This window comes from Crenalkalicoccus roseus (genome assembly GCF_004761865.1).
Taxonomy (GTDB): domain Bacteria; phylum Pseudomonadota; class Alphaproteobacteria; order Acetobacterales; family Acetobacteraceae; genus Crenalkalicoccus; species Crenalkalicoccus roseus.
In genome coordinates, this window is sequence record NZ_SJDM01000009.1 from 1 (window position 1) to 24326 (window position 24326).

20 protein-coding genes and 1 tRNA gene are annotated in these 24326 nt (G+C 71.2%); 7 read left to right on the forward strand and 14 right to left on the reverse strand.

Annotated elements, in window-relative coordinates:
- The first annotated feature begins 21 nt into the window (after positions 1-21).
- Positions 22-98 (forward strand) — tRNA-Met (locus ET526_RS09355).
- Positions 99-107: 9 nt separating this feature from the next.
- On the opposite strand, the gene ET526_RS21700 is transcribed toward ET526_RS09355, so the two are convergent.
- The 4 genes from ET526_RS21700 to wecB all read right to left on the reverse strand — a co-directional run bounded on the left by ET526_RS21700 (position 108) and on the right by wecB (position 5392).
- Positions 108-404, reverse strand: a complete 297-nt coding sequence (locus ET526_RS21700; protein WP_338025341.1) for an SLC13 family permease — start codon at positions 402-404, stop codon at positions 108-110.
- Entirely contained in the window at positions 401-2653 is a 2253-nt protein-coding gene (locus ET526_RS21705) for a glycosyltransferase family 4 protein (RefSeq protein WP_158295536.1), read from the reverse strand. Before ET526_RS21705 ends, ET526_RS21700 begins: the two co-directional genes overlap by 4 nt.
- Before the next feature lie 181 nt (positions 2654-2834).
- A complete protein-coding gene (locus tag ET526_RS09370) occupies positions 2835-4151 on the reverse strand; it encodes a class I SAM-dependent methyltransferase (RefSeq protein WP_158295537.1) in 1317 nt (438 codons plus the stop codon).
- Positions 4148-5392, reverse strand: coding sequence for a non-hydrolyzing UDP-N-acetylglucosamine 2-epimerase (wecB, locus tag ET526_RS09375; protein WP_135467436.1), 1245 nt, complete (start codon positions 5390-5392; stop codon positions 4148-4150). Before wecB ends, ET526_RS09370 begins: the two co-directional genes overlap by 4 nt.
- A 360-nt stretch (positions 5393-5752) precedes the next feature.
- Here wecB and ET526_RS09380 point away from each other — a divergent pair, with 360 nt between their 5' ends.
- Entirely contained in the window at positions 5753-7027 is a 1275-nt protein-coding gene (locus ET526_RS09380) for a glycosyltransferase family protein (RefSeq protein WP_135467437.1), read from the forward strand.
- Positions 7028-7199: 172 nt separating this feature from the next.
- On the opposite strand, the gene leuD is transcribed toward ET526_RS09380, so the two are convergent.
- The 7 genes from leuD to ET526_RS09415 all read right to left on the reverse strand — a co-directional run bounded on the left by leuD (position 7200) and on the right by ET526_RS09415 (position 14616).
- Positions 7200-7820, reverse strand: coding sequence for a 3-isopropylmalate dehydratase small subunit (leuD, locus tag ET526_RS09385; RefSeq protein ID WP_135467438.1), 621 nt, complete (start codon positions 7818-7820; stop codon positions 7200-7202).
- A gap of 1 nt (position 7821) precedes the next feature.
- Entirely contained in the window at positions 7822-9231 is a 1410-nt protein-coding gene (gene leuC, locus ET526_RS09390; protein WP_135467439.1) for a 3-isopropylmalate dehydratase large subunit, read from the reverse strand.
- Positions 9232-9274: 43 nt separating this feature from the next.
- Positions 9275-10789 (reverse strand): tripartite tricarboxylate transporter permease, encoded by a 1515-nt coding sequence (locus ET526_RS09395; RefSeq protein ID WP_135467440.1) that lies wholly within the window; start codon positions 10787-10789, stop codon positions 9275-9277.
- An 8-nt stretch (positions 10790-10797) separates the two neighbouring features.
- Positions 10798-11286, reverse strand: coding sequence for a tripartite tricarboxylate transporter TctB family protein (locus ET526_RS09400; protein ID WP_135467441.1), 489 nt, complete (start codon positions 11284-11286; stop codon positions 10798-10800).
- The gene (locus tag ET526_RS09405) at positions 11264-12259 is read right to left on the reverse strand and encodes a Bug family tripartite tricarboxylate transporter substrate binding protein (RefSeq protein WP_135467442.1); all 996 of its coding nucleotides are present in this window, start codon (positions 12257-12259) and stop codon (positions 11264-11266) included. The genes ET526_RS09400 and ET526_RS09405 overlap by 23 nt, the downstream gene beginning before the upstream one ends.
- A 77-nt stretch (positions 12260-12336) precedes the next feature.
- Positions 12337-13302 (reverse strand): isocitrate lyase/PEP mutase family protein, encoded by a 966-nt coding sequence (locus ET526_RS09410; RefSeq protein WP_135467443.1) that lies wholly within the window; start codon positions 13300-13302, stop codon positions 12337-12339.
- Between the two features lie 291 nt (positions 13303-13593).
- The gene (locus ET526_RS09415) at positions 13594-14616 is read right to left on the reverse strand and encodes a GntR family transcriptional regulator (protein WP_135467444.1); all 1023 of its coding nucleotides are present in this window, start codon (positions 14614-14616) and stop codon (positions 13594-13596) included.
- Positions 14617-14727: 111 nt separating this feature from the next.
- Between ET526_RS09415 and ET526_RS09420 the strand changes: the two genes are divergently transcribed.
- The 4 genes from ET526_RS09420 to ET526_RS09435 all read left to right on the forward strand — a co-directional run bounded on the left by ET526_RS09420 (position 14728) and on the right by ET526_RS09435 (position 18319).
- Positions 14728-15465, forward strand: coding sequence for an SDR family oxidoreductase (locus ET526_RS09420; RefSeq protein ID WP_135467445.1), 738 nt, complete (start codon positions 14728-14730; stop codon positions 15463-15465).
- 87 nt (positions 15466-15552) lie between these two features.
- Positions 15553-16542 carry a C4-dicarboxylate TRAP transporter substrate-binding protein gene (locus ET526_RS09425; protein ID WP_240048330.1) on the forward strand — a complete coding sequence of 330 codons (990 nt, stop codon included), beginning with the start codon at positions 15553-15555 and terminating at the stop codon, positions 16540-16542.
- Positions 16543-16553: 11 nt separating this feature from the next.
- The gene (locus ET526_RS09430; RefSeq protein WP_135467446.1) at positions 16554-17027 is read left to right on the forward strand and encodes a TRAP transporter small permease; all 474 of its coding nucleotides are present in this window, start codon (positions 16554-16556) and stop codon (positions 17025-17027) included.
- A gap of 5 nt (positions 17028-17032) precedes the next feature.
- Positions 17033-18319 carry a TRAP transporter large permease gene (locus tag ET526_RS09435; RefSeq protein WP_135467447.1) on the forward strand — a complete coding sequence of 429 codons (1287 nt, stop codon included), beginning with the start codon at positions 17033-17035 and terminating at the stop codon, positions 18317-18319.
- 87 nt (positions 18320-18406) lie between these two features.
- Here ET526_RS09435 and ET526_RS22365 read toward each other — a convergent pair whose 3' ends face one another.
- Positions 18407-21418: a sensor domain-containing protein gene (locus tag ET526_RS22365; RefSeq protein WP_158295538.1), complete on the reverse strand. Its 3012-nt coding sequence runs from the start codon at positions 21416-21418 to the stop codon at positions 18407-18409.
- 728 nt (positions 21419-22146) lie between these two features.
- On the opposite strand from ET526_RS22365, the gene ET526_RS22370 reads away from it, so the two are divergent.
- Positions 22147-22275, forward strand: coding sequence for a hypothetical protein (locus tag ET526_RS22370; protein WP_275668637.1), 129 nt, complete (start codon positions 22147-22149; stop codon positions 22273-22275).
- Positions 22276-22422: 147 nt separating this feature from the next.
- Here the strand turns inward: ET526_RS22370 and ET526_RS09450 are convergent, their stop codons facing one another.
- On the reverse strand, positions 22423-23148 hold the full coding sequence (locus ET526_RS09450) for a hypothetical protein (RefSeq protein ID WP_135467449.1): 726 nt from the start codon (positions 23146-23148) through the stop codon (positions 22423-22425).
- Between the two features lie 58 nt (positions 23149-23206).
- On the reverse strand, positions 23207-24211 hold the full coding sequence (locus ET526_RS09455; RefSeq protein ID WP_158295539.1) for a tyrosine-type recombinase/integrase: 1005 nt from the start codon (positions 24209-24211) through the stop codon (positions 23207-23209).
- Between the last annotated feature and the right edge of the window lie 115 nt (positions 24212-24326).

Consider the following 24326-nt stretch of genomic DNA (forward strand, 5'->3'; position numbering starts at 1 on the left):
GCCACCAGGCCAGACCACCACCGCGGGGTGGAGCAGCCCGGTAGCTCGTCAGGCTCATAACCTGAAGGCCGCAGGTTCAAATCCTGCCCCCGCATCCATCACACCCCTCACACCAAAACACGAAATACAGGGCCAACCAGCAGCCAGGTCAGCGCCACCACCACGGCGATGCTGACGAGGTTCAGCAGAAACCCCGCGCGCGCCATCTGCGGCACGCTGACATGCCCGCTGCCATAGACGATGGCGTTGGGCGGCGTCGCCACCGGCATCATGAAGGCACAGGATGCTCCCACCGCGACCGGAATGGTCAGCAGGAAGGGATCGGCCCCAAGCGCCGGAGCCGCGGAGGCAACCAGCGGAAGAAAGGCCGCCGCGGTCGCAGTGTTGCTGGTCAGCTCCGTCAGAAAAACGACAGCAGCGGTCTCCTGCGTCGGTACGGCATCGGCGCGGTGATCCCAAAGCGCCGGGGGCCGAACTCCGACCGCGCCGCCAAATACCTCGCTATGGTCACCCTCGGCATGATCCTGCTCAGGCTGTAGCCGCCTTTGCAGGCACGTCGCTGTCTGACATCAGGCGGTCGAGTGCCTGCAACACCCTGGCAGCGCGGTTCGCCCAGCTTGCCGCCTGTGCCGCTGCGAGGGCGCGCTGAACGAAGGCTGGTTCCGCCCGTAGCGCCAGCGCCGCCCTGATCTGGCTTGCAAAGTTCGTCTGGTCCCCGATCAGTAAGCAAGGCGCGCCGGCGATCTCGGCCATGTTCGTTGCCACTACGGGGCGCCCCCCCCGCAAGATACTCGAACATCTTGAGCGGCGAGACTTTGTGCGTGATCTCATTCAGCACGAACGGGATGATGCCCACATCAATGTCAGCATAGAATTTTGGCAGTTGATCGTAAGTAAGAAGGCCGGCGTAGTGGATGTTCGGGCAGGCTTTGAGCAGAGCTTGTAGCTCCGCAGGCCGCGTGCAGATCCCAGCGAGCCGAAACTCGCAATCGGGCAGGGCCGCCGCGACCTCGCGCATAAGACCGAAATCGAACCATTCCGCGATAGCGCCGGCATAGCCAACGCAGGGGGCAGCCCTGGATGCGCGCGGCCGCTCGGCAAGCCCTGCAAAATCCTCGGGCCACACGCCGTTCGGCACCAGCAGCACGTCCGGGCGCACTGCCAGAAGCTGCTCGTGGAGCACGCGGGAGCTGGTAATTACTATATCAGCCCGCCGGAGGAGCTGCTCATGACACTTCTTCGCGGCTTCATCAGCATGGATGACCGGATCGTCGAGTACGTCGTAGAGTACGGTCGCGTCATCGAAGCGTTTCAGTTCCAGGGCATGAAAGGGATAGTACAGATATACGACTTGGCCACAAGGATAGAGATCGTCGTCCTTCTCCAGCACCTGTAGCAGCGGGATGCCACTTGCGACGCGAGGACGGCTCCAGTTTTGGAACAGCGACAGGACGCCAGCCTGGGCGAAGGCGCGCAACAGATGCTGTGGACGCTGGCGCATTACGTCGAAGTCGATGCCGTTTGTCGCTGGGTGCAGAATGGCCCAGCGGCGTTGCGTGGACCGTAGCTTGGGGAATGGCGGCGCCTCGGCCGCCAGCACACGCCGCCAACGCTCCCGCCATTTCTCGATACCGAAGGCTTCGGAGATGTCCCGCGCCCGGCGGCCGCAGGTAGCGCGCAAAGTCGCGTCGCTGATCATTCTCTCCAGCGCCGCTTCGAGCCTGTCGGCCCGTGGCTCGATTAGTAACCCATTATAACCGTCGATCACAAGGTCGGGTAGGCCACCGACATGAGTGGCGATAATCGCCTTGCCGCTGGCCATCGCCTCAAGGCAGCTCAGGGAGGTGCCCTCACTTGCCACCGTCGGAATTAGGACGATGTCAGCCCCACGGTAGGCTTCATGCATACGCTCGGGTGGGAGATTGTACAGGCGCACGCGGTCCCCGAAGGCATCGCGTAGCGGCCGCATCCTGGCAAGGTCGTCAGGATCGCCCTTGCCGCAGAACTCGAGCACAACCTGCCGGTGCCGCTCCAGGATGCCGGGCGCTACTTGCAGTACGATATCGTAGCCACGCGGTCCATAGAGGCGTCGCGGATAGAGGATGACGAGCCTGCCGTCGGGTGGCCTGTCCACGGGAGCGAACTGCTCGCGGTCCACGTAATTCGGCACATAGATAAACCGCTCGGCAATTGCCGTGTTTGTACCACGAAACCAGTTGATTGTGGAAGTATCCACCGACACGAGTGCCTTGCAAGCGGCAGCGTGACGGATAATGAGGTCGAGTTGCGCTGCGCTCTGCATCTGCCGATGGTCCCAGTAAATGCCATGGGAGATGCCGATGCCTTGTGGCTCTGCCCCGTCCTTGCTGGCTATGACAGGGTTCAGTGTGAAGGGAGAAAATACGGCCAGATCCGCCTTTGGGACCAAGTCGGCGATCTGCGACCGGAATGCCTCATAGTCCGCTCCACAGGCAAGTCCGACGACCCGCAATCGTCCATAATGCCTGATCCAGGGGCGGCGGTCACTCATCTGGATCAGAATCGGGTCAAAGCCCTCGGCCACCAGAAGGTCGGCAAGATCAAGCATGTAGCGTTCGGCGCCGCCGAAGAACATGTTGTTGCCTGCCATGTCGAAGAAGGTGGGCTGGAACATCAGGGCTGCTCGAGTCGTTGGCAGGGCGTCCCAGACCTCGGAAACCAAGCCGGGGCAGGGAAGAGGTACGCTCAATACTCGGTTAGCGAAGGCTCGAGCGGCGTCTATAGTGGTCCGAATGTCTTCGAAGGACGTCATGTCAGTCCCAGCTTTTGGGATTCGCGAAGAGGCGCGACGGTCCTTATCGTCGGGCCTGCCGGATCGCAACAACGGCTCGGCGTAGTGGTGCAGTAATGCGCCAACTCGTGCTGCTCAGCACCTGTTCGCGCTCCGTCTCCGCCGCCCTAGCCCGCAGCAACAGCTCGTCACAGAGGTTGGTGAGCTTGACGATATGGTGTGCCGCTTCAGCCGCCCGCTTCTCTGCCTCATCTTGGGCGGTTTCGGCGTGAGCGACTTTCTCGGCCAATACGGCTGCCTCGGCCCGCGCCTCCTCCAGCGCCCGCTCGGCCTGGGCGGCTCTCTCGGCCAATACGGCTGCCTCGGCCCGCGCCTCCTCCAGCGCCCGCTCGGCCTGGGCGGCGCTGGCGCGTCCTTCGTCTAACGCGCGAGCGGAATTCGTAGCTTCAGCCTGCGCCGCGACGCGAGCAGTCTCGGCGGCGGCGACCTTCGCTTTCAGCCGGTCGATCTCTTCGCGCATCTTAGAGAGGGCGATCATGGTCGTCCCCAGCGCGTCCAAGGAGAGGGTGCGATCGAAAGCGTCGCTGTCGAGGTCTCGAGGCGGCAGCATTCTCTCCCCGTCCGTATCCCTTGTGGGCTCAGGTTCCGCCGTCCCCATGAAGTACTGGAGGTAGAACTCCCGTTGCGGCATCTGCCCCTCATCGAGGAGCTTCTCGAAGAGGGGAGCCGCTTCCGCACCGACCGCAAGCCGGATCCAGTCGCGGGTCATGCCGCGCCCGAGGAAACCGTGCTGCACGCGGCGGATCCCGGCGGCATGGAATACCTGCTCGTAGTTCCGGCGCAGCAGTTCGACGCCGTAGATCCACCGGCAGTGCTCGATCGCCCGTCTCCTGCCGGCAAGATAAAAGACCGAGTGCGGGTTGGGGACGATGATGAGCACGCTGCGCGCGACTGCGGCCATGCTCTGCAGCATGCGCTGTAGCTGAGCCGCATCGAAATGCTCGCAGACGCCGCTGTTCCATGCCAGGTCGAAGCCGCCAAGCCCCATCCGCGGCAGATCGAAAGCATCGCCCAGAATGAACCTGTCGTTGGCTTCAGCAGGTCCGCCATCGGAGTAGCCGTGCGCCGCATACATTCCGCGCGCGTGCTCCAGCGCGATGGGCGAGAAATCCAGCAGCGTCGTGGTATAGCCCTGTTGCTGCAGCAGGAGCGAAAGATGCCCTGAGCCCGCCCCTATCTCGATGAGGCGAGCAGGCGGGGCAAGGCCGATGCCCCCAAGGAGCGTGGCGATCTCACCGGCGAGTTCCCGCTCGGCCGATGCGATCTCCTGCGAATACTGCCGCGCGACGTCGTCCCAGATCTCCGGCGAGGCTTGGATCATTCTGGCCGGCTCGGCTGGACCGCGCGGCGCTCCTGAAGCTGCAAGGATCCGGTGATATGCCCATGCGCCCATGGAGATTCGGTGCCGAGCGCTGATGCAGCTCCTGCCGGCTGGCTTCCCGCGACCTGCCGCACCACCACCTCCGTGATGCGCTCCGCCGCGTGGCCATCGCCATAGGGCGAGATGCCTTTGGCCATCTCCTCATAGGCCGCCGGATCGGTCAGCAGACGCGATACCTCCGCCACCACCCGCGCACGGTCGGTGCCGATCAGCCGCGCCACGCCGAGCTCAACCGCCTCTGGCCGTTCAGTCTCGTTGCGCAGCACCAGTACCGGCTTTCCGAGCGCCGGCGCCTCCTCCTGCAGCCCTCCGCTGTCAGTCAGCACCAGCGTGGCGTGCTTCATGGCAGCGACCAAGCTCTCATAGTCCAGCGGTCCTGTCAGATACACTTGCGGATGGCTGCTGAGAGCCGCCTCCGCCAAGCCGCGCACGTTCGGGTTGGGGTGGACGGGATAGAGCACGATGAGGTCAGGAAAGGCCGCGCAGAGTTCCCTGACCGCCTCCAGCACCGAAGCCGCGGGGGCGCCAAAATTCTCGCGCCGGTGCATGGTCATGAGCATCAGCCGCCTGCCCTCCGGAAGCGTCACGGGGGGCGCGCCGCATCTCTCGGCCACCTCAAGCAGCGCATCGATCACCGTGTTGCCGGTGACGTGGATGGTGGAATCCGCGATGCCTTCGCGCAGCAGCGCTCGGCGCGCTCCCTCAGTGGGGGCGAAATTGAGCGCCGCGACGCGGCCCGCGACGATGCGGTTGAATTCCTCCGGAAAAGGGTAGCGCAGGTCGCCCGTGCGCAACCCCGCCTCCACATGGCCGAAGGGCACATTCCGGTGGAAGCAGGCGATGGCGGTCGCCATGACCGTCGTTGTGTCGCCCTGCGCCAGAACAAGCGCAGGCGGATCGTGTTCCAGCACCGGGTCCAGCGCCTCGAGAATGCGAGCGGTCAGACCCGAGAGGGTTTGGTTGGGCCGCATCACATCAAGGTCGGCGTCGCCGCGGAGGCCGAAGGTCGCCAGCGACTGGTCGAGGAGATGCCGGTGCTGGCCAGTCAGCAGTATGCGCACCTGGAGTTCCGGTCGCCGGCGCAGCGCTGTGACCACCGGCGCCATCTTGATCACCTCGGGTCTCGTTCCGACTACGCACAAAACAACTGGCTGCGTGGCTCGCTTCGTAACGGCGGTCATGATCCGCTTCCTAAAACGGGCCCTTAAAGGCGGCGCTGGCAGCTCTCGTCAACCCTTGGAGCCAGGGCTCGACCACCTTGGAGGCGAAGAGCATAAGGCCATGAGGAGCGGCTGCCTTGGTCATGCCCTGCCACCGAAACGAGGTGCCCGTTCCCGGCTCACCGGCGGATCGCTTTGGGTCTGGCATGATCAGCCCGCGCCACGGATGTTCCGCCAAATCCATTCAGGATGGCGCTCTTAGGTGCCTTGGAACTACTATAGCGTTAGGTTCGGATGAGGTAACCACCCAGATCTACTACCAAACGTTTGAGGGGGCGATACTGAATCATGATTCGGCTTCAATCGTGCTGATAGGCTAACATGTCATCTCTTTCATTTGCTGACAGGTTGTCCCGCGCGCGCCGCTTCGCCGCGGAACATGGGGTGAGAGGCCTTGTCGCCGTAGTGCTGCTGCGCAGGTTGGGTATTTTCGGCCGGCGTCTCTATCCAAAGGAAAGCGAGCGGCGCCTGTCGCGTTGGGTTGCTGAGAGATCAGACCGCGCCAGCACCTTCCCAGGCATCGTGGTATTGATGTCGACACTGGACTGGCGCTACCCGTACCGGCAGCGCCCGCAGCATCTGGCCAAGGCGCTCGCTGCCATCGGCCATCCGGTGGTCTACGTGACGCCATGCGCCGGCCACGATCTTGTCCTGTCTGCCGAACCGGTCGGTAAGGACATCATCCTCTGCCCCTCCCTCGACGTAGCGCTGCAGGCCGTGGAGCGGCCAACGCTCGTCCTCCTGTCCACGGATACGCGCTGGGACGCGGCGCACCTGGACCTGGTGGCGAGCCGAGGTGGCGTCGTGGTCTATGACTACCTCGACGCCCTCGACGACTCTCTCAGCGTCTCCCCGATCACCGATGAGCGGCGGCGCCTGCACCGACGCCTGCTCCGGGACGAGGCGGGCACGGTGGTGATCTCCGTTGCCGACGTGCTCGAGGCCGAGGTGGCCAGGGAACGGCGAACCGGCCATGCCGTGGTGACGAATGGCGTGGATCTGGAGCCCTTCCTCAACGCGCGGCGCGGCGAGCCGCTGCGCGCCGACATGGCGGCGATCGTCGCCCGCGGCCGCCCGATTATCGGCTACTACGGCAGCCTCGCAACCTGGTTCGACTATCCCCTGCTTCTGCGGCTGGCCCGCGAGCGGCCGCAGTACGAGATCGTGACGATCGGTCCTGACCTGGACGGCTCCAGCCGAGCGATCGGCGACACCCGGCCCGAGAACCTGCACGTGCTGCCGGGGATGGACTACGAGGACCTTCCTCGCCACGCGCGGTGGTTCGACGTGTCCCTGGTGCCCTTCGTCATCAACGACATCACCCTTGCCACGTCGCCTCTGAAGATCTTCGAGTACATGGCGCTGCGCACGCCGATCGTCTCCACCCCAATGCCGGAGTGCCGAAAATACGCCTCCGTCCTGATCGGCGAGAACCATGAGGACTTCATCAGGAAGGTGGATCTGGCGCTGACGCTGCGCGGAGACGAACGCTACGAGAAGTTGCTTCTGGAGGAGGCCGCCGCAAACGCATGGACGACGAAGGCGGAATACGTGATGGGCCTGGTCCGTTCCCTCGTCGCAGCTTCCACCCCATGAGGTGCGCAGGGATGCGGTTGGGCATGTGACGCGCTGTCCGATCCGCCGCGCCTGCCTACGGATGGCGGCCGCCACACGATATGGCCGAAGGAGCAGGCGGGCTGATCCGCAGGCGCTGCTTGGTGGCGTCGCACTCCTCGCCGTCTCACCTGATCCTTCGTCCTTGCGGAAGTCAGGCCGGCCGCGCCGTCAGCCAGGGTTTGCGCGCCTGGTAGCCTTGTTCGAACGCCGCAATCTCCGCCATGTGGCCGAGCGTCAGGCCGATCGCGTCCAGCCCCTCGAGCAGGCGGCGCTTGCGGGCCGCCTCGATTGCGAAGGCGTAGGTGGTGCCATCCGGCGCGACCAGGGTCTGGCTCCGCAGGTCAACGGAGATCACGCTGCCCGGCCGCTCGTGCAAGGCCTGGCGCAGCCGCCGCAAGAGCTCCGCATCCAGCCGCACCAGCAGCAGGCCGTGATTGACCGCGTTGTTGTAGAAGATGTCGCCGAAGCTTACGGCGACCACGCAGCGTATGCCGCTGTCCACCAGCGCCCAGACCGCCTGCTCGCGGCTGGATCCGCCGCCGAAATTGCGGTCCGCGACCAGGATCCTCGCCTGGCGGAACGGCGCGCGGTTCAGGATGAAGTCCGGGTTCTCGACACCGGGCGCGGTGAAGCGCAGGTCGTGGAACAGGATGTCCTGGTAGCCCTCCGCGCGCGGCCGGCGCAGGAAGCGCGCCGGGGCGATCTGGTCGGTGTCGATGTTGGCCTGGTCGATCGGCGCCGCGATCGCGGTGAGTGCGGTGAATCGCTCCATGTCAGGCCTCCCCCAGGATCTCGCGCACGTCGGTGATGCGCCCGCGCAGCGCCGCCGCGGCCGCCATGGCCGGGCTCATCAGGTGCGTGCGGCTGCCCCTTCCCTGCCGGCCGCGGAAGTTGCGGTTGGAGGTGGAGGCGCAGCGCTTGCCCGCCGGCACCAGGTCGCCGTTCATGCCGACACACATCGAGCAGCCGGATTCCCGCCACTCGAACCCGGCCTCGCGGAAGACCCGGTCGAGCCCCTCCGCCTCCGCCTGGCGCTTCACCAGCGAGGAGCCGGGAGAGACCATGGCCGGCACCACCGCCCTGCCGCGGCGCGCCACCTCGGCGGCGGCGCGCAGATCCTCGATCCGCGCATTGGTGCAGGAGCCGATGAAGACCTGGTCGATCGGCACGTCCACCAGCCGCGTGCCCGGGCTGAGCCCCATGTAGTCCAGCGTGGCGCGCAGCGTCTCCCGGCCCGCGCCGGGCTCCACCTGATCCGGGTCGGGGATGCGGCCAGTGACCGGCAGCGTGTCCTCCGGGCTGTTGCCCCAGGTCACCATGGGCGCCAGCGCGGACGCATCCAGCGTCACCTCGGCGTCAAAGCGCGCCCCCGGGTCGCTCGGCAGGCTGCGCCAGTACGCGACCGCCCGCTCCCACTCCGCGCCGGCGGGGGCGTAGGGCCGACCCTCCAGGTAGGCGAAGGTGGTCTCGTCCGGCGCGATCATCCCCGCCCGCGCGCCGGCCTCGATCGACATGTTGCAGACCGTCAGCCGCTCCTCGACCGACATCGCGCGGATCGCCGGGCCCGCATACTCCACGACATGGCCGGCGGCGCCGTTGGCGCCGATCCGCGCGATGATCGCCAGGATCACGTCCTTCGCCGTCACGCAACGGGGCCGGGTGCCCTCGACGGTGACGCGCATGGTCCGCGGGCGCCGCTGCCAGATCGTCTGGGTCGCCAGCACGTGGCAGACCTCGGAGGCGCCGATCCCGAAGGCCAGGGCGCCGAGCGCGCCATGCGTCGAGGTATGGCTGTCCCCGCACACCATCAGCAGGCCGGGCTGCGTCAGCCCCTGCTCCGGCCCCACGACGTGCACGATGCCCTGGCGCGGGTCGTCGAGGCCGAACAGGGTGAAGCCATGCCGCTCGGCGTTGCGCTGCAGGCCGGTGACCACGCGCCGCTGGTCCGGGTCGTCGATGTCCTCGATGCGGTGGCTGAGCGTGGAGATGCCGTGATCCGGCGTCGCGTAGGTGAGGTCGGGCCGGCGCACCGGCAGCCCGCGCTCGTCGAGGAAGGAGAAGGCGTGGTAGGAGCCGTCATGCGCCAGGTGGCGCGCCACGAAGAGCAGCGTGTTGCCGTCCTCGTCCTCGAGGATGGCGTGCTCCTCCCAGATCTTGTCGAACATCGTTCTCGGCGTGGACATGCGCTCCTCCCGGAATGGGCTTCGGGCCGGCCGCCTCCCCGGCTCAGCCCACGGCGTCGGCGGCCGGGCTCCGCACCCGGGAACGCCGCCGCAGCAGGGGGTAGCAGAGGGACGCGGCCAGCAGCAGCAGGATGACGATGGCGATCGGGCGGGTGAGCAGGAAGGCGGGATCGCCGCCCGAGATCTGGATCGAGCGCAGCAGCTCCGCCTCCACCGCCGGGCCGAGCAGCAGCCCGATCACCACGGCCGCGACCGGGAAGCCGTGCTCGCGCAGCCAGAAGCCGAGCGCGGCGCAGGCCACCATGGTGATCGGGCCCATCATGTCGCCGGTGATGGAGAAACAGCCCATCAGCGCCACGAACAGCACGCCCGGCACCAGGAAGCGGACGGGGACGCGCACCAGGCTCGCCGCGACGAAGAGGAAGCCGAGGCCGAGCCCGGCGAGCAGCACCACCTGGACCAGGTTGCCGAGGATCACCGCATAGACCAGGTCCATGTTCTCGGCGATGAAGCGCGGCCCGCCGGTGACGTTGTGCATGGCGAAGGCGCCGAGCATCACCGCCGTCGCGCTGCCGCCCGGGATGCCGAGCGCCAGCAGCGTGGCCATGGACCCGCCCTCGGAGCTGCTGTTCGCGGATTCGGAGGCGGCGACGCCGCGTGGCTCGCCCTTGCCGAAGGCGGATGGGTCGGCGGAGCGGCGCTTCGTCTCGGCGTAGGAGAGCAGGTTCGCCACCGCCGCGCCCACGCCCGGGATCGCGCCGACGCCGATGCCGATCAGGGAGCCGCGGAGCAGCACGCCGGGGTGGCGGAACGCGTCCCGCGCCCCGTCGAGGATCTGCCCGAATTCCGGCCTGCGGAGCGAGGCGTCGGCGACGATGTACTCGCTGCGCATCAGGCGGAACATCTCCGAGGCGGCGAACAGGCCGATCAGCGCCGGCACCTTCGGGATGCCGTCCACCAGCGCCAGCATGTCGAAGGTGCCGCGCATGTCGCCCTGCGCGCTCATGCCGATCATGCCCATCATCACGCCGAGCAGGCCGGCGAGCAGGCCCTTGGCGACCGAACCCTCGTTCAGCACCGCGATCAGCGTCAGGCCCCAGACCGCGATGGCGAACATCTCGAGCGGCCCCAGCCGCAGCACCGCATCGGCGATCCAGCTGATGACCAGCAGCAGGATGACGTAACCCGCGGCGCTGCCGACGCAGGAGGCGGCGAGCGCCAGTCCCAGCGCGTAGCTGTGCCGCCCCTGCCGCGCCATCGGGTGGCCGTCGAAGGTGGTGGCGACTGCCGAGGAGCTGCCGGGCACGTTCATCAGGATCGCCGGGATGGCGGCGCCGAAGCCGCCTCCGGTGAAGATCGAGGTCAGCAGCAGGATCGCGGAGAGAAAATCGAGATAGAGGGTCAGCGGCAGGATCACCGCCATCGCGATCGGCACAGAGAGGCCCGGGATCGCGCCGAACACCAGCCCGATCAGCAGCCCCGGAGGCACCACCAGCCAGGGGCTCCAGGACGACCCCAGCAGGCTCGCGGCCGCGCCCAGCGCAGGCAGGTCGAGCATCGCGCCTCCTAGAGGACCAGCGTGGGCATGGGGAAAGGCAGGATATAGTGCAGCGCCAGGATCACGCCGACGGTGAGCGCCGCGGCGAAGCCGAGCAGCGGCAGCGGCCGCCGCTCCCCGAGCAGCCAGGTGGCGGCGAGAAGGAACAGGAAGCTCGCCAGGTCGAAGCCCACCGTCTCCAGCCCTGCGACCAGCAGCACCAGCAGCGCCAGCAGACCCGCCACGCGCGCGAAGGAGCCGGCGGGCGCCCTCGCCGCCGCCTCGGGCGCGGGGCGGCGCAGCGCCGCCACCAGCAGCCCGGCGGCGACCGCGACCGTGAGCACGGCTGCGGGCAGGATGAGCACCAGGTTCTCCACCGCCCGCGACCGCGCCGCCGCGTCGGCGGCGAGCCAGGCGGCGAAGAGCGCGATCAGGAGGAGGAGGGCGGCCTCGCTCGCGCGCCAGGCCGCCTCCCCCCGCCGCCCGCGCGGGCGGTCAGCCGCGGCCGCCGGAGGCATAGGCGCTCAGGGCCTCGTAGGCGGCGTTCACGATCTCCGCGCTCCGCTCCGGGCCCCGCCAGGTGGCGCTGAAGCCGCCCTTCTCGGCGAAATCGCGGTAATCCGGCCGCTCCAGCGTGCGGCGGTAGGCCTCGAGGAAGCGAGCGAGCCGCTCGGGATGCTTCTGGCCGAAGCTGCGGTGCGCGATCACCGAGACGGTGTAGTTGCTCACCAGCGGCATGGTGACGCCGGCATGCTCCTGCAGGACCTCGTTGATCAGCGGCGCCTCCCATTCCGGCGCGGGGGAGTCGTCCACCACCGCGAGGGCGCGGATATGGTCGCTGATGCCGCGCGAGCCCTGGGCGGCGACGATGGTCATGTCCACATGTCCGCCCGCGACCGCGGTCCGCACCGGCCCGCCGCCGTCATAGGTGACGTAGCGGATGGCGTCGCGCGGCAGGCCGAGCTTGTCGAGCAGGATCATGTGCTGGATGTAGGCGCCGCTGCCCCTCATCACCGCGGTGGAAACCGAGCCCGGCCGCGCCCTGATCGCCTCGATCAGGTCCTTCATCGACCTGTGCGGGCTGTTCCTGGGCACGGCGACGATGGCGTAGTCCACCCACTGCACGTTCAGGACCTGGAAGTCCTCCCACCTGATAGGCGCGTTGAGCTGCAGGATGGCGTTGGCCAGGAACGGGATCGCCTGCATCACCAGGAAGTTGGAGCCGTCGTCGCGGAGCTGGCTGAACCAGGCGGCGCCGGTGGCGCCGGAGGCGCCGGGCCGGTTCACCACGCTGATCGGCGTGCCGCCGAGTTCCTGGGGCATGAACTGCGCGAGGCTGCGCGCCATCCGGTCCGCCGAGCCGCCCGGGTTGAAGGGCACGACGAACTGGATGCGGTCGCGCGGCCCCGGCCAGTCCGAGGCGGCGGCGCTGCCGAGGGCGAGCGTGCCGGCGGCGGCCGTCGCGGTGGCGAGGAGATGGCGGCGCTTCATGGAGCTTCCTCCCTGTGGGCCGGGCGCCTCCGCGGGCGCCGCGTCGTCGGAAGGGCGGGGTGTTCCCGCCCGATCGGTCAGCGCCGGGGCGCCTGCGGCATGTGGCCGAGCGTGCCGGCGTATTTCTCCCCCGCCTCGGGCGGCAGGAAGGCCGCCTCCAGCTCGCGGATGCGGTCGAAGCCGGCGAAACCGTGCATGTCGCCGAGCGGATGCGCCTTGAAGGCGGCGTCGAGCTCCGCTTCCGCCAGCGTGCCGCGCTCCCGGACCGAGCGCGCGAAGTCGTGCACGGCCATGATGGTCGCCCGCATCGCCGCGCCGGGCAGGATGCAGGCCGCGATCCCGAGATCGGCCATCTCCGCCTCCGACAGCCGCGGGGAGATGCCGGTCATGTTGTAGAAGACGCGGCCCGGGATCTCGCGGCAGACGCGCTCGACCTCGTCGCGGCTCGCGGGCCCCTCGATGAAGGCGAGGTCGGCCCCCGCGTCCAGCGCCGCCTTGCCGCGCCAGATCGCCTCCTCGAGGGAGCCGCCATGCGCGCCGCGGGCATCGGTGCGGAAGATCAGGAGGAAGTCCCGGTCCAGCGCGTCGCGGGTCGCGCAGGCGGCGCGCACCTTGAGCACCGCCTCCTCCCGTCCGATCACCTCCCGCCCCGCGACATGGCCGCAGCGCTTGGGCGCCACCTGGTCCTCCAGGTGCACGCCGGCGGCGCCGGCGCGCAGGAATTCCTCCACCGTGCGAACGACGTTGATCGCGTTGCCGTAGCCATTGTCGGCGTCCGCGATCACCGGGACGCGCACCGCGCCCGCGATCAGCCGCGCGTTCAGCGCCATCTCCGTCAGCGTGGCGAGCCCCGCATCCGGCAGGCCGAGGAGGGAGAGCGAGGTGCCGTAGCCGGACATGTAGACGGCCTCGAAGCCGACATGCTCGAGGATGCGCGCCGAGAGCGCGTTGTAGCAGCCGGGCACGACCAGGGGCCGCTTCTCCCGCAGCAGCCCGCGCAGGCGCGTCGTGGGTTGCAAGGGCTCCGCCTGGCCGAGACGCATCGGGTCATGCCTCCTGGTTCTGGGCGAGGGTGCGCTCCCTCGGAGGGCCGCGGCGCGGGGCGTCATTCTTCAGGAGAAGGCTGCGAGCGGAGGCGCGGGCGTGCCGCTCCCGTTCCGGCCGCGCGTGCTCCCGGCCCTGCGGCCGCGGAGCGCGCCAGCGTTTCTCTCCCTCGACGATGCCCTCTGCCGGGGCCTGATCCGCCGACTGTCCCGGTCCAGCGCAGCGCCGTCAAGGCGCCCCCGCGCGGATGCCGTTCCGCCTCGCGCCCCGCTCCGGTCCCGCTGCCGCGCTCACTGCGCGCCCCGCAGCGGCTGCAGGTAGGGCAGAGGCGGCGGCCGCGGGGCGCGCTTCACCTCCTCGATCCGCGCCATCGCGCGCCCGAGGGAGACCTCGAGATGCGCGCGCAGCGCCGCCGCCGCTTCGGCGACGCGCCCCGCCTCCAGATGCGCCAGCACCGAGAGGTGCTCGGGCAGGAAGGGCTCGACCGGGAAGAGGCGCGGCACCCGGCCGTAGAGGAAGCTGTGCGCCACCAGCAGCGACTGGTGCAGGCGCACCGCTTCCCGCAGGGTCGCGTTCGGGCAGTGGCCGAGCAGGCGGACATGCAGATCCGCCTCCAGCTCGTCCAGCGCCGCGCCGTCGAGCGCCTCGGCCCGCGCCATCGCCTTCTCCAGGCGGGCGCGCAACGCCGCGGCGAGGCCGGGAGGCAGGTGCGGCGCGGCGAGCGTCAGCGCCGCCGGTTCGAGCAGCGCGCGCACCTCGTAGAGCTCGCCGACATGCGCCGCGGTCAGCGCGGGGGCCACCCAGCGCGCACGCTCGTCGCGGCGCAGCAGCCCGCGCTGGTGCAGCCGCGCGATCACCTCCCGCGCCACGGTCCGGCTCACGCCGTGGTGGCGGGCCAGTTCGGTCTCCACCAGGCGCCAGGAGGCGAAGGCGGTGCGGGCGACGATCGCCCGCTCCACCTCGGCGAGCACCCTCTCCCAGCTCGCCGCCGAAGCGAGGCGGAGGCCGCGCAGGTTGGAGAGCGCCGCCGGAGCGGGAGGGGCCGTGCCCGGCGCCGGCGCGCCGGCCACCACATAGCCGCGCCCCGCCGCCCGGCGGACCAGGCCGCGCGCCTCCAGCCGCGCCAGCGCCTGGCGCGCCGGGCCCCGGCTGGTGCCGAGCAGGGCGGCGAGCCGGCTCTCGAACAGCGGCGTGCCCGGCGGGAGGGAGCCGTCGGCGATGCGCGCCGCCAGCAGCTCCGCCGTGCGGGCGTTGAGGCGCGGCTCCGCGCCCAGGGCCGCCCCGGCCTGCCCGGGGCGGGAGCGAAGCGTCATCGGGTCAGGCTCCCATTGTGGCGCTGGCGGGTTTGTGGCAGTTGTACACGAATGACATTCAGCCGGTCTTCCGCGCCGCGCGGCGGCCGGGCGGCCGCGGGAGGGGCGGGAATGCAGGGGCGGCTCGCGGGGAAGCGCGCCTTCGTCACCGGCGCGGGCCAGGGCATCGGCCGCGCCGTCGCGCTCGCCTTCGCGCGGGAAGGCGCGCGGGTGACCGCCGCCAGCCGCACCGGCGCCAAGCTCGCCGACCTTCCCGCGCAGGGCATCCTTCCCCTCGAACTCGACGTGACGGACGGCGCGGCGGTGGCGCGCGCCATCACCGGGGCGGGCCCGCTCGACATCCTGGTCAACGCGGCGGGCTGGGTGCATGCGGGCGGGATCCTCGAATGCAGCGAGGCCGACTGGGCGCGCAGCCTCGAGCAGAACGTGACCTCCATGTTCTACACCATCCGCGCCGCCCTTCCGGCCATGCTGGAGCGCCGCGCCGGCGCGATCATCAACGTCGCCTCCGTCGCCTCCAGCCTGACCGGCGTGGCCGGGCGCGCGGCCTACGGCACCAGCAAGGCGGCGGTGATCGGCCTGACCAAGGCGGTGGCGCGGGAGGCGGTGGCCCATGGCGTCCGCTGCAACGCGCTCGCGCCCGGCACCACCTTCTCGCCCTCCCTGATCGAACGGGCGGACGCGACGGGGGATCGGGAGGGCGCGCTGCGCCTGTTCGCCGCGCGCCAGCCCATGGGCCGGCTGGGCACGGCGGAGGAGATGGCCGAGGCCTGCGTCTACCTCGCCTGCGACGCGGCCGCCTTCATGACCGGCCAGGTGCTGGTCGTGGACGGCGGCCAGACGCTCTAGCGCCGCCCCGCTGGCCATGGCCGCGGCGGCTCCAGCCTCTTCTTCGCGGCGCGGCGTCGCGCCGGGCACCCTGAGGGAGGAAACGGGATGATGCGTTCGATGATGCGGCTCGGCGCCCTGGCCGCCGGCCTCGCGCTGGCCGCCGCCGCGCCCGCCGCCGCGCAGGAGCGGTTCACGCTGCGCTTCAACCACGTGCTCGCCCCGACCGAGCCCTACCACGAGGGCTTCCAGGCCTGGGCGCGCCGCGTGCAGGAGCGCACCAATGGCGGGCTCACCATGCGCGTCTTCCACAGCGCCCAGCTCGGCGTGGAGGAGGACATCATCGAGCAGATGCGCCAGGGCGCGAATATCGGCCAGAACACCGACGCGGCGCGGCTCGGCACCTATGTCCGCGGCCTCGCCGTGCTCAACGGCCCCTACTTCGCCGGAAGCCTCGAGGAGGTGGAGAGGCTGGCGGAGAGCCCGACCCTCCGGCGCTGGCAGGAGGAGCTCGCGGCGAATCACGGGCTGCAGGTGCTCTGCTTCGACTGGGTGCAGGGGCACCGGCACTTCTTCACCAACCGCCCCGTGCGCCGGCCGGAGGATCTGGCGGGCCAGCGCATCCGCACCCCGCCTGCGCCGATCTGGCAGGAATCCGTCCGCGCGCTCGGCGCCGCGCCGGTCGCCATGGCCTTCGGCGAGATGTACCCGGCCCTGCAGCAGCGCGCGATCGACGGCGTCGAGCTGGTCTGGAACAACATCCCCGGCGGCCGCTTCAACGAGGTGCTGCGCTACGCGAGCGAGACCGGCCACATCCTGCTGATCAACTTCCAGGTGGTCGGCTCGCGCTTCTTCCAGTCCCTGCCGCAGGAGTACCGCACCGTCCTGGTGGAGGAGTGCCGACGCGCCGGGCAGGAGACCTCCCGCCGCATCGCCGCGCAGGAACAGGAGGTGCGCCGTCAGATGCAGGCCCGCGGCATGACGGTGGTGGACAACGTGGACCTGGAGGCGTTCCGCCGCGCCGGCGCGCGCGCCTACGAGGCGCTCGGCCTCACGGCGGAGCGCGACGCGGTGCTGCGCGAGGTCGGGCGGAACTGACGGGGCGCGCGATGGGTGGCTTCTACCGCGGCCTCTGCCGGGCGGAGGCCGTCCTCGCCGGCGCCTTCCTGCTCGGCATGGTGGCGCTGATCTTCCTCGGCGGCGTGGCGCGCACGCTCGGCACGCCGCTCAACTGGACCACCGACATCGCCACCTGCCTCTTCGCCTGGGCCTGCTTCCTCTGCGCCGACATCGCGTGGCGCAGGGACGGGCTGATGGCGATCGGCCTGGTCACGGCGCGGCTGCCGCCGGCCGCCGCGGCGCTGCTCGTCCGCATCAACCTGCTGCTCATCGCCGCCTTCCTGGCCTATGTCGTGGCCGCGGGCATCCACCTCGCCTGGGTCAGCCGGGCGCGCACCTTCCAGGGGATCCCGGGCGTCTCCTACTCCTGGGTCACGGCGAGCCTGCCCGCCGGCGCCGCGCTGCTGCTGGTCACCACCCTGCTGAAGCTGCGCCGCCCCGCCCTGCCGCCGGCGGGCGGCTGAGGCCCATGCTGCTCGTCGCCCTCGCCTTCGTCCTGCTGATGCTGATGGGCATGCCGGTCGCCTTCGCGATCGCCCTCTCCGGCATGCTGTTCTTCCTGCAGAATCCGGACCTGCCGATCACCATCCCGGTGCAGGTCACCGTCTCGCAGACGCAGAACTTCGCGCTGCTCGCCGTGCCGCTGTTCATCATCGCCGGGAATTTCCTCAACAAGTCCGGCATCACGGGGCGGCTCCTGGAACTGGCCAGCGTGATGACGGGGCGGCTGCGCGGGGGCCTGGCGCAGGTCTCGATCGCGCTTTCCGCGCTGATGGGCGGCGTCTCGGGCTCGGCCATCGCCGATGCCGCGATGCAGGCGCGCATGCTCGGGGGCGAGATGGTCCGGCGGGGGATGTCGCGCGGCTTCGCCGCCGCCGTGCTCTCCTTCGGCGCGCTGCTGACGCCGATCATCCCGCCCGGGATCGGCATGATCCTCTACGGCTCGATCGGGCAGGTCTCGATCGGGCGGATGTTCGCGGCCGGCCTCCTGCCCGCCCTGCTGCTCTGGGCCGCGCTCGGGCTCGCCGTCGCGCTGACCGCCCGCCGGCGCGGCTACCCGCCGGAGCGGGCGCGGCGCGCCACGCCGGCCGAGGCCCTCCGCGCGCTGCGCGGCGGCCTCTGGGCGCTGCTGTTCCCCGTCTTCCTGCTGGTCGGCCTGCGCATGGGCGTCTTCACGCCCTCCGAGATAGGCGCCTTCGCCGTGGTCTATGCCGTCTTCATCGGCGCCGTCGTGCACCGCGAGCTCAAGCGCCGGCCCTTCCTGGAGGCGCTGGAGGGCAGCCTGTCGGACGTGGGCGCGGTGATGTTCCTAATCGCGGTCTCGGCGATCCTGACCTACGGCATCGTCTACGACCAGGTGCCGGACGCGGTCGCGGAGTGGCTGACCGGCCTCGCCGGCGATCTCGTGCCGGCGATGGCGGCGATCGTGCTCTTCGTGCTGGTGGCCGGCCTCTTCGTGGACGCCACGGTGCTGATCCTGATGCTGACGCCGATCTTCCTGCCCGTCATCCGCCAGCTCGGCGGGGACCCGGTGCATTTCGGCATCGTCTTCATCGTCGCCGCGACGATCGGCAACTTCACCCCGCCGGTCGGGGCGGCGATGTACGCGGTGTGCTCCGTCCTCCGCGTTCCGCTCGGCGAATACACGCGGGAGGCGGTTCCGCTCTTCCTGGCGGCCGCGGCGGTGACGCTGCTGCTCATCCTGATCCCGGAGGCGGTGCTGTTCCTGCCGGATCTGCTCTTCGGCGCGCGCTGACGGCGGGCGGGAAGGCGCGGGCATCAGGCGGCGCGGAGGGAGGCGTCCGGGCTCAGGCCAAGCCTTGCGAATCCGACCGGTCCGCCCTCAGGCGTCGGCGCAGGCCTCTTCGCGCCTGGCCTCGCCGCACGAGCGGCAGCGGCCATCCGGCCGCTCGCCCGCCTGCGGCGGGCGCAGGTCGCGCCCGGCGGGATCCGGTATCAGGCCGCGCAGCAGCGCGGGCACCTCCCCCGCCGGCACCGCGCGGCCCCACAGGAAGCCCTGCGCCAGGGCGCATCCCTCCCCGCGCAGGGCGGAAAGCTGCTCCGGCGTCTCCACGCCCTCGGCCACCACCGCCATCCCGAGCGCCCGCCCGAGCCCCACCGCCGCCCGCACGATCGCCAGGGACTGTTCCCCCCGCGGCAGGTCGGAGACGAAGGAGCGGTCGATCTTGATCTTGTCGAAGCGGAAGCTGCGCAGGTAGCCGAGGCTCGAGAAGCCGGTGCCGAAATCGTCCATCGCCAACCGCACCCCGAGCGCGCGCAGCGCCCGCAGCGCGGCCAGGTTGGCGGCCTCGTCGCGCAGCAGCACCGTCTCCGTCACCTCGAGCTCGAGCCGGGCGGGCGCGAGGCCCGAGGCGCGCAGCGCCCCCGCCACCGACCGCACCAGCCGCGCCGCGTCGGCGAACTGCGCCGGGGAGAGGTTCACCGCGACGCCGATCCCCTCCGGCCAGCCCGTCGCCTCGCGGCAGGCGGCGCGCAGCACCCACTCCCCGATCGGGCCGATCAGCCCGGCCTCCTCCGCCACGGGCACGAACTCCGCCGGCGGGACCATCACCGCCCCCCGCCCGCCCGGGCGGCGCCAGCGCAGCAGCGCCTCGAAGGCCACCACCCGTCCGGAGGCGAGGTCCACCACGGGCTGGTAGTGCAGATCGAACTCCCCGCGCGCCGCCGCGCCGCGCAGCGCCGGCTTGAGCGCCTGGCGCCGGCGCAGGCGCTCATCCATCCCCGTCTCGAACAGGCGGCACCTGCCCCGCCCCTCGGCCTTGGCGCGGTAGAGCGCGACATCGGCCTCCCGCAGCAGGTCCTCGGCCTGCCCGCCCGCCGCGGGGGCGGCCGGGGCCAGGGCGATGCCCACGCTCGCCCCCACCAGCGCCGGCCGCCCCTCCAGGTCGTAGGGCATGGAGAGGGTGCGCACGATCCGCCGCGCCAACGCGGCGGCGTCGGCCGGACGGCGCACCTCCTCCTGCAGCACGGCGAACTCGTCCCCGCCGAGCCGGGCGACGAGGTCGCCCTCCCGCACGCAGCCGCGCAGGCGCGCCGCCACCTGGCACAGCAGCGCATCGCCCGCCGCGTGGCCGAGCGTGTCGTTCACCGCCTTGAAGTGGTCGAGATCCACACAGAGCAGCGCCACCGCCCGGCCCCTCGCGGCGCGGCGGGCCAGGGCCGCCTCCAGCCGCTCCCGGAACAGCACCCGGTTCGGCAGGCCGGTCAGGGCATCGTGGCTGGCCAGGTGGGCCAGCCGCTCCTCCGCCCGCCGGCGTTCGGTGACGTCGCGGAAGAACACCGAGAGGCCGCCCCCTGCCATCGGGAAGGCGTGCACCTCGAGCCAGGTGCCCGAGGCGGCGAGGCGCTCCTCGAAGACCACCGGCCTGCCTTCCGCCAGGGCGCGCCGGTAGTGGCGCGCGAAAGGGCCCTCCGCCTCCTCGGGGAATTCCTCCCAGAGATGCGCACCCGGGCGCAGCCGGCCCGGGAACATCGCCCCGGCGCGGCGGTTGGCGTAGGTGACGCGCCAGTCGCGGTCGAGCACGATGACGCTGTCGGTGGTGCCCTCCAGCACCGCGGAGAGCCGCTCGGCGAGCGCCCGCGCCTCCTCCTGCGCGCGCCGCGCCTCGGTCACGTCGCGCAGGACGGAGACGAAGCGCTCCGCCGGGCCGCCGCCCGGGGCGGGCACGGGGCAGAGGGTGGCCTCCCACCAGCGCCGCTCCCCCGAGGGACCCGGCAGGTAGCAGGTGAAGCGCCCGACCCGGCCCGCCACCGCCTCCCGCGCCGCCGCCCGCACCTTGGGCAGTTCCTCCTCCGGCCAGAACCCGGCGTAGGGGCGGCCCTGCACCTCCGACAGGTCGGCGATGCCCATCGCGCGCAGGCCGGCGGCGTTCATGAACAGCAGCCGCCCGGCCCGGTCATGCACCCGGATGCAGTCGGCGCTGCCCTCGATCAGGCTGCGCGCGAAGGCCTCGCTCTCGGCGAGCGCCGCCTCGGCCCGCCGGCGCTCGGTGACGTCGATGAGCACGCCCACGGAGCCGAGGGGCCGCCCGTCCGGGGCGTAGGTGTAGCGGGCGCGGCTCTCGACGTGGCGGACCTCGCCGGTGCCCGGGCGCCGGATCCGGTACTCGTACTGGGCCTCCGGGGCGCGGCGGCGATGCGCCGCGGCGATCTCCGCCTGGACGCGTTGCCGGTCCTCGGGCAGCAGCGCACCGCACCATTTTCGGGCGGTGATCGGCCCCTCGCCGGGCGGCAGCCCGAGCACGGCGCGCGCCTCGGGCGAGAGGTGGACCTGGCCTGCCAGGAAGTCGCGGCGATAGGTCCCGACCCGGCCGGCTCGCATGCAGAGGTGGAGGATCTCCTCGCGCTCGCGCAGCGCCGCCTCGGTGCTCAGGCGCTCGGTGTCGTCCCAGGCGGCGACCAGCACGGCCTCGCGACCGGCGAAGCGCAGGGGGTGGGACATCACCCGGACCAGGCGCTCGCGCCCGGCGGCGTCGCGGTGGCGCCATGGGCCGCTCACCCGCCGCCCCTTCCCGGCCAGGGCGGCACCGCGGCGTACCGACGGCGTGTCCTCGGGCGGGCGGATGTCGAGGATGGTCATGTCGAGGAAGGCCTGGCGCGGCCAGCCATAGACCTCCACCGCGGCGTCGTTCACCTCGAGGAAGCGCAGCGTCTCCCGGTCATAGACCCACATCGGCACCGGGTTGGCGTGGAAGAGCTGGCGGAAGGCCGCCTCCTGCCCGGCATCCGCGGGGCGAGCCGCGGCGCCGGGGACAGCGAGCCGGAGGGGGTTCGCGGCCTCCGGCCTCTCCCACCCTGCCGCGGCGCGGCCGGGTCGCTCGGCTGTTTCCGACATCAGCGTGCAACCCCTGGTAGCAAATCCGCGTGATTCTGCCTGCGTGGTCTTGCCGTGCCAAATCCTTTGTGCGGCGAAACCGTCTCGCATCTGATGGGCTTGGCAGTCTTGCACGTCAAGGTTGTGAATCCCTGAAGCATCTCCGCCCCTTCCAGTCACCGCCCAGGAAAGCAGCGCCTCCTGCGCGGCAGCGCGTGTCGGTATTGATATTGATTATCAATGACAGATCCCGGCGCCGCTGGAGGAACAGCCCGGCCCGACTGACCGCCCGCCATGTCCGAGCCCGATCCATGTCCCGTGCACCCTGTGCAGCGAGGAGCCGTTCGCCGAGGCGCCGGAGGTGGTGACCCTCCACGGGAAGAACCGCCAGCGACGTTTCCACGCGGCTGTGCACGCGGAAACGGCTCTCGTCCCTTGTTCGTGGGGCAGAGGCACGTTCCCGGCCGCTTCCAGCCCTCCGCGACCGGCTCTACCGCCTGCCGTAACCGGCAAGGACAAGCCGATCCTCGCCCTCGCCTGCCCCGCCTAGCAGGCGATGACCCTACCCGATGCGGTGGCCGCCACCGCCGCGCGCAAGCCGGGCGTCGTCGGCGATGCGGAGGTAGTGACACTCGCCGCTTGCCCTGGCACGGCGCGCCGGCGCGGGATCCAGGGACGATGGCGCACCCCGGGGCGCGCATCCTGCCGGGCGTGCCTACGCCACCCTCTCGGGCGGGGAGCGGCAGCGGGTGCAGGTGGCGCACGCCCTCGCCCAGCTTGATGGTGCCGAATGGCGGGCACCGTCGCCGCACGGGCTGGCCAGGGCGGGGTCGGCGGTGCTGGTGGTGCCGCACGACCTCGCCAACGGCTACGCGTGACCGCCGAAGTGGACCACGTTTCCGCCCTTCCTTGGGTGGCTGAGTCACCGCTCCGGCGTTCCCGCCTTCGCGGGCTAGGTGCCAGGGCATGTTCGGTTCGTCCTGGCTCACGGCCAATGCTCCGGCTCATTGAGTGGACGAGCCTCTTCACCCGTTCAGGCGGGGTCGCCTGAACGGGATCCGCTCTGGAGCGGGTCGCGGGCGGCTGGGCGCGCGGTGAGGCCGTTCCGGGACCCGCCGGGATCCGGCGTCGCGTGCCCGGCGCCGCCCCATGTCGGCCGCGACCTCGGCGGCGATGCCCCACCAGTACTCGACCGCCAGCTCGAAGCGCAGCGTCGGCCAGCGCCGGCGGCACGCGGCCAGGACCGGCCATGGCGACCAGTCGGCCGACCAGAAGCGGATCTCGCAGCCTGCCTCGCCGGGCCTGAGGGCGGCGCGCTGCGGCGGTGGTAGCGCCCGCACCTCGACGCGGCGCAGAGGCCAGGTGGTGCCCCAATGCTCCCAGAGCCAGGCGATGGCGCGCGGATCGTCCTCGCCAAGGCGCAGCACCTCCCAGGGCACCGGCACCAGCGCATTCAGGTCGAAGGGGCAGCGGCGGTCCACGCCGATCCGGGCCAGCGCCTCCTCATGGTCCTGCCAGGCGAGGTCGCGGAGCTGCCGCGCGATGAGGCGGGCCCCGGCCGCCGTGATCCGTGGCCCCGCCGCGGGGCCGGCCATCATGAGATGGAAGAGGTCCTCCTCCAGCCGGTCGTAGTCGAGCCGCCATCCCGCCACCCCAGCCCCCGCCGCGGCACGGCGGAACGCCTCGTACTCCTCCCGTGGCCCCGCCACGCTCAGGCGGTTGTCGAGCCAGTCCGGATGCGGGCAGCGCATGGGCGGGGCTTCGGCGCCTCCTTCACGGCAGGCCGCGCGCAGCCTGCCCGAAACCGCGCTACAGGCCGAGTCTGCCGGCCGGGCTGTCCCCGACCAGGCGGGCGCGCCGCACATAGCGGCGCATGGTGCGCAGGTCGCGGTGGCGGGTATGGGCCATGATGGCCTCGTCGGCGACGCCCGCCTTGTAGGCCTCGGTGACGAAGCCGGCGCGCAGCCCGTGCGGGCTGATCGGCTCGTCGGAGGTGCCGACGAGGCCGGCCGCGGCGGCGCGGCGCGCCAGGATGAGGCGCACGCTGGCGGGGTTGAGGGGGCGGGTTTCGGCTACCTCCCGCAGCGTCACCCCCCGGCCGCGCACCACGGTGACCTTACGGAACACCGGCTCATGCGGGCCGGCCGGGGCGACCTCCAGCCACCGTTCCAGGGCGCGGACAGGGCAGGTCTCCGGCCGTCGGCCGCGCGGGATCCCGACCCGCTCGCCCTCTCCGGCCTGATCGCCCTTGGAGCGCGGGATCAGGATCTCCACCCCCTCCACCGTCCTGCGAAGGTGGCCGGCCCGGATGCCGACCAGTTCGGAACGGCGCAGCGCCCCGGCATAGCCCAGCAGCAGCAGGGCGCGGTCACGGATGCCCTGCATCGTGCCATCGCAGGCCAGCACCATCGCCCGCACCTCGGCGGTGGTCAGCGCCGCGGCCTGGCGCTTGGCGGAGCCGTGGGCGGCGGCAATGCCGGCCAGGACGGTGCGGGCGAGCGCCCGCGCAGCGGGGGAGAGGTCCTGCCCGGCCAGCGCATGGGCGCGCCCGATGGCGGCGACGCGGCGGCGCAGGGTGCTGACCCTGAGCGTGCCGGCATGCGCGGCTAGGTAATCGCCGAGCGTCGCCGGCGCCGCGGGCAGCCAGGGGCGGCCCTGGCTGACACACCACTCCCGGAAATGGGCGAGGTCGGCGCCGTAGGCGCGGCGGGTGTTCCGCGCGAAGGCCTGGCGGGCATAGGCCTCCGCCTCCGCGCCGAGGGTGGCGCAAGGCGCGGTGCCCGGCGCGGCCGGCCGGTCCTGCCGGCGTGGCACGGCGACATCCCTCTCCGGCTCGTCCACCATGGCCTGTTTGGCGCCCCCCTCGGCGCAGATCGCGGGCGGCCGGGTATGGCCGGGACTGCGAGCGCTCCGCGCATCCACATGGAGC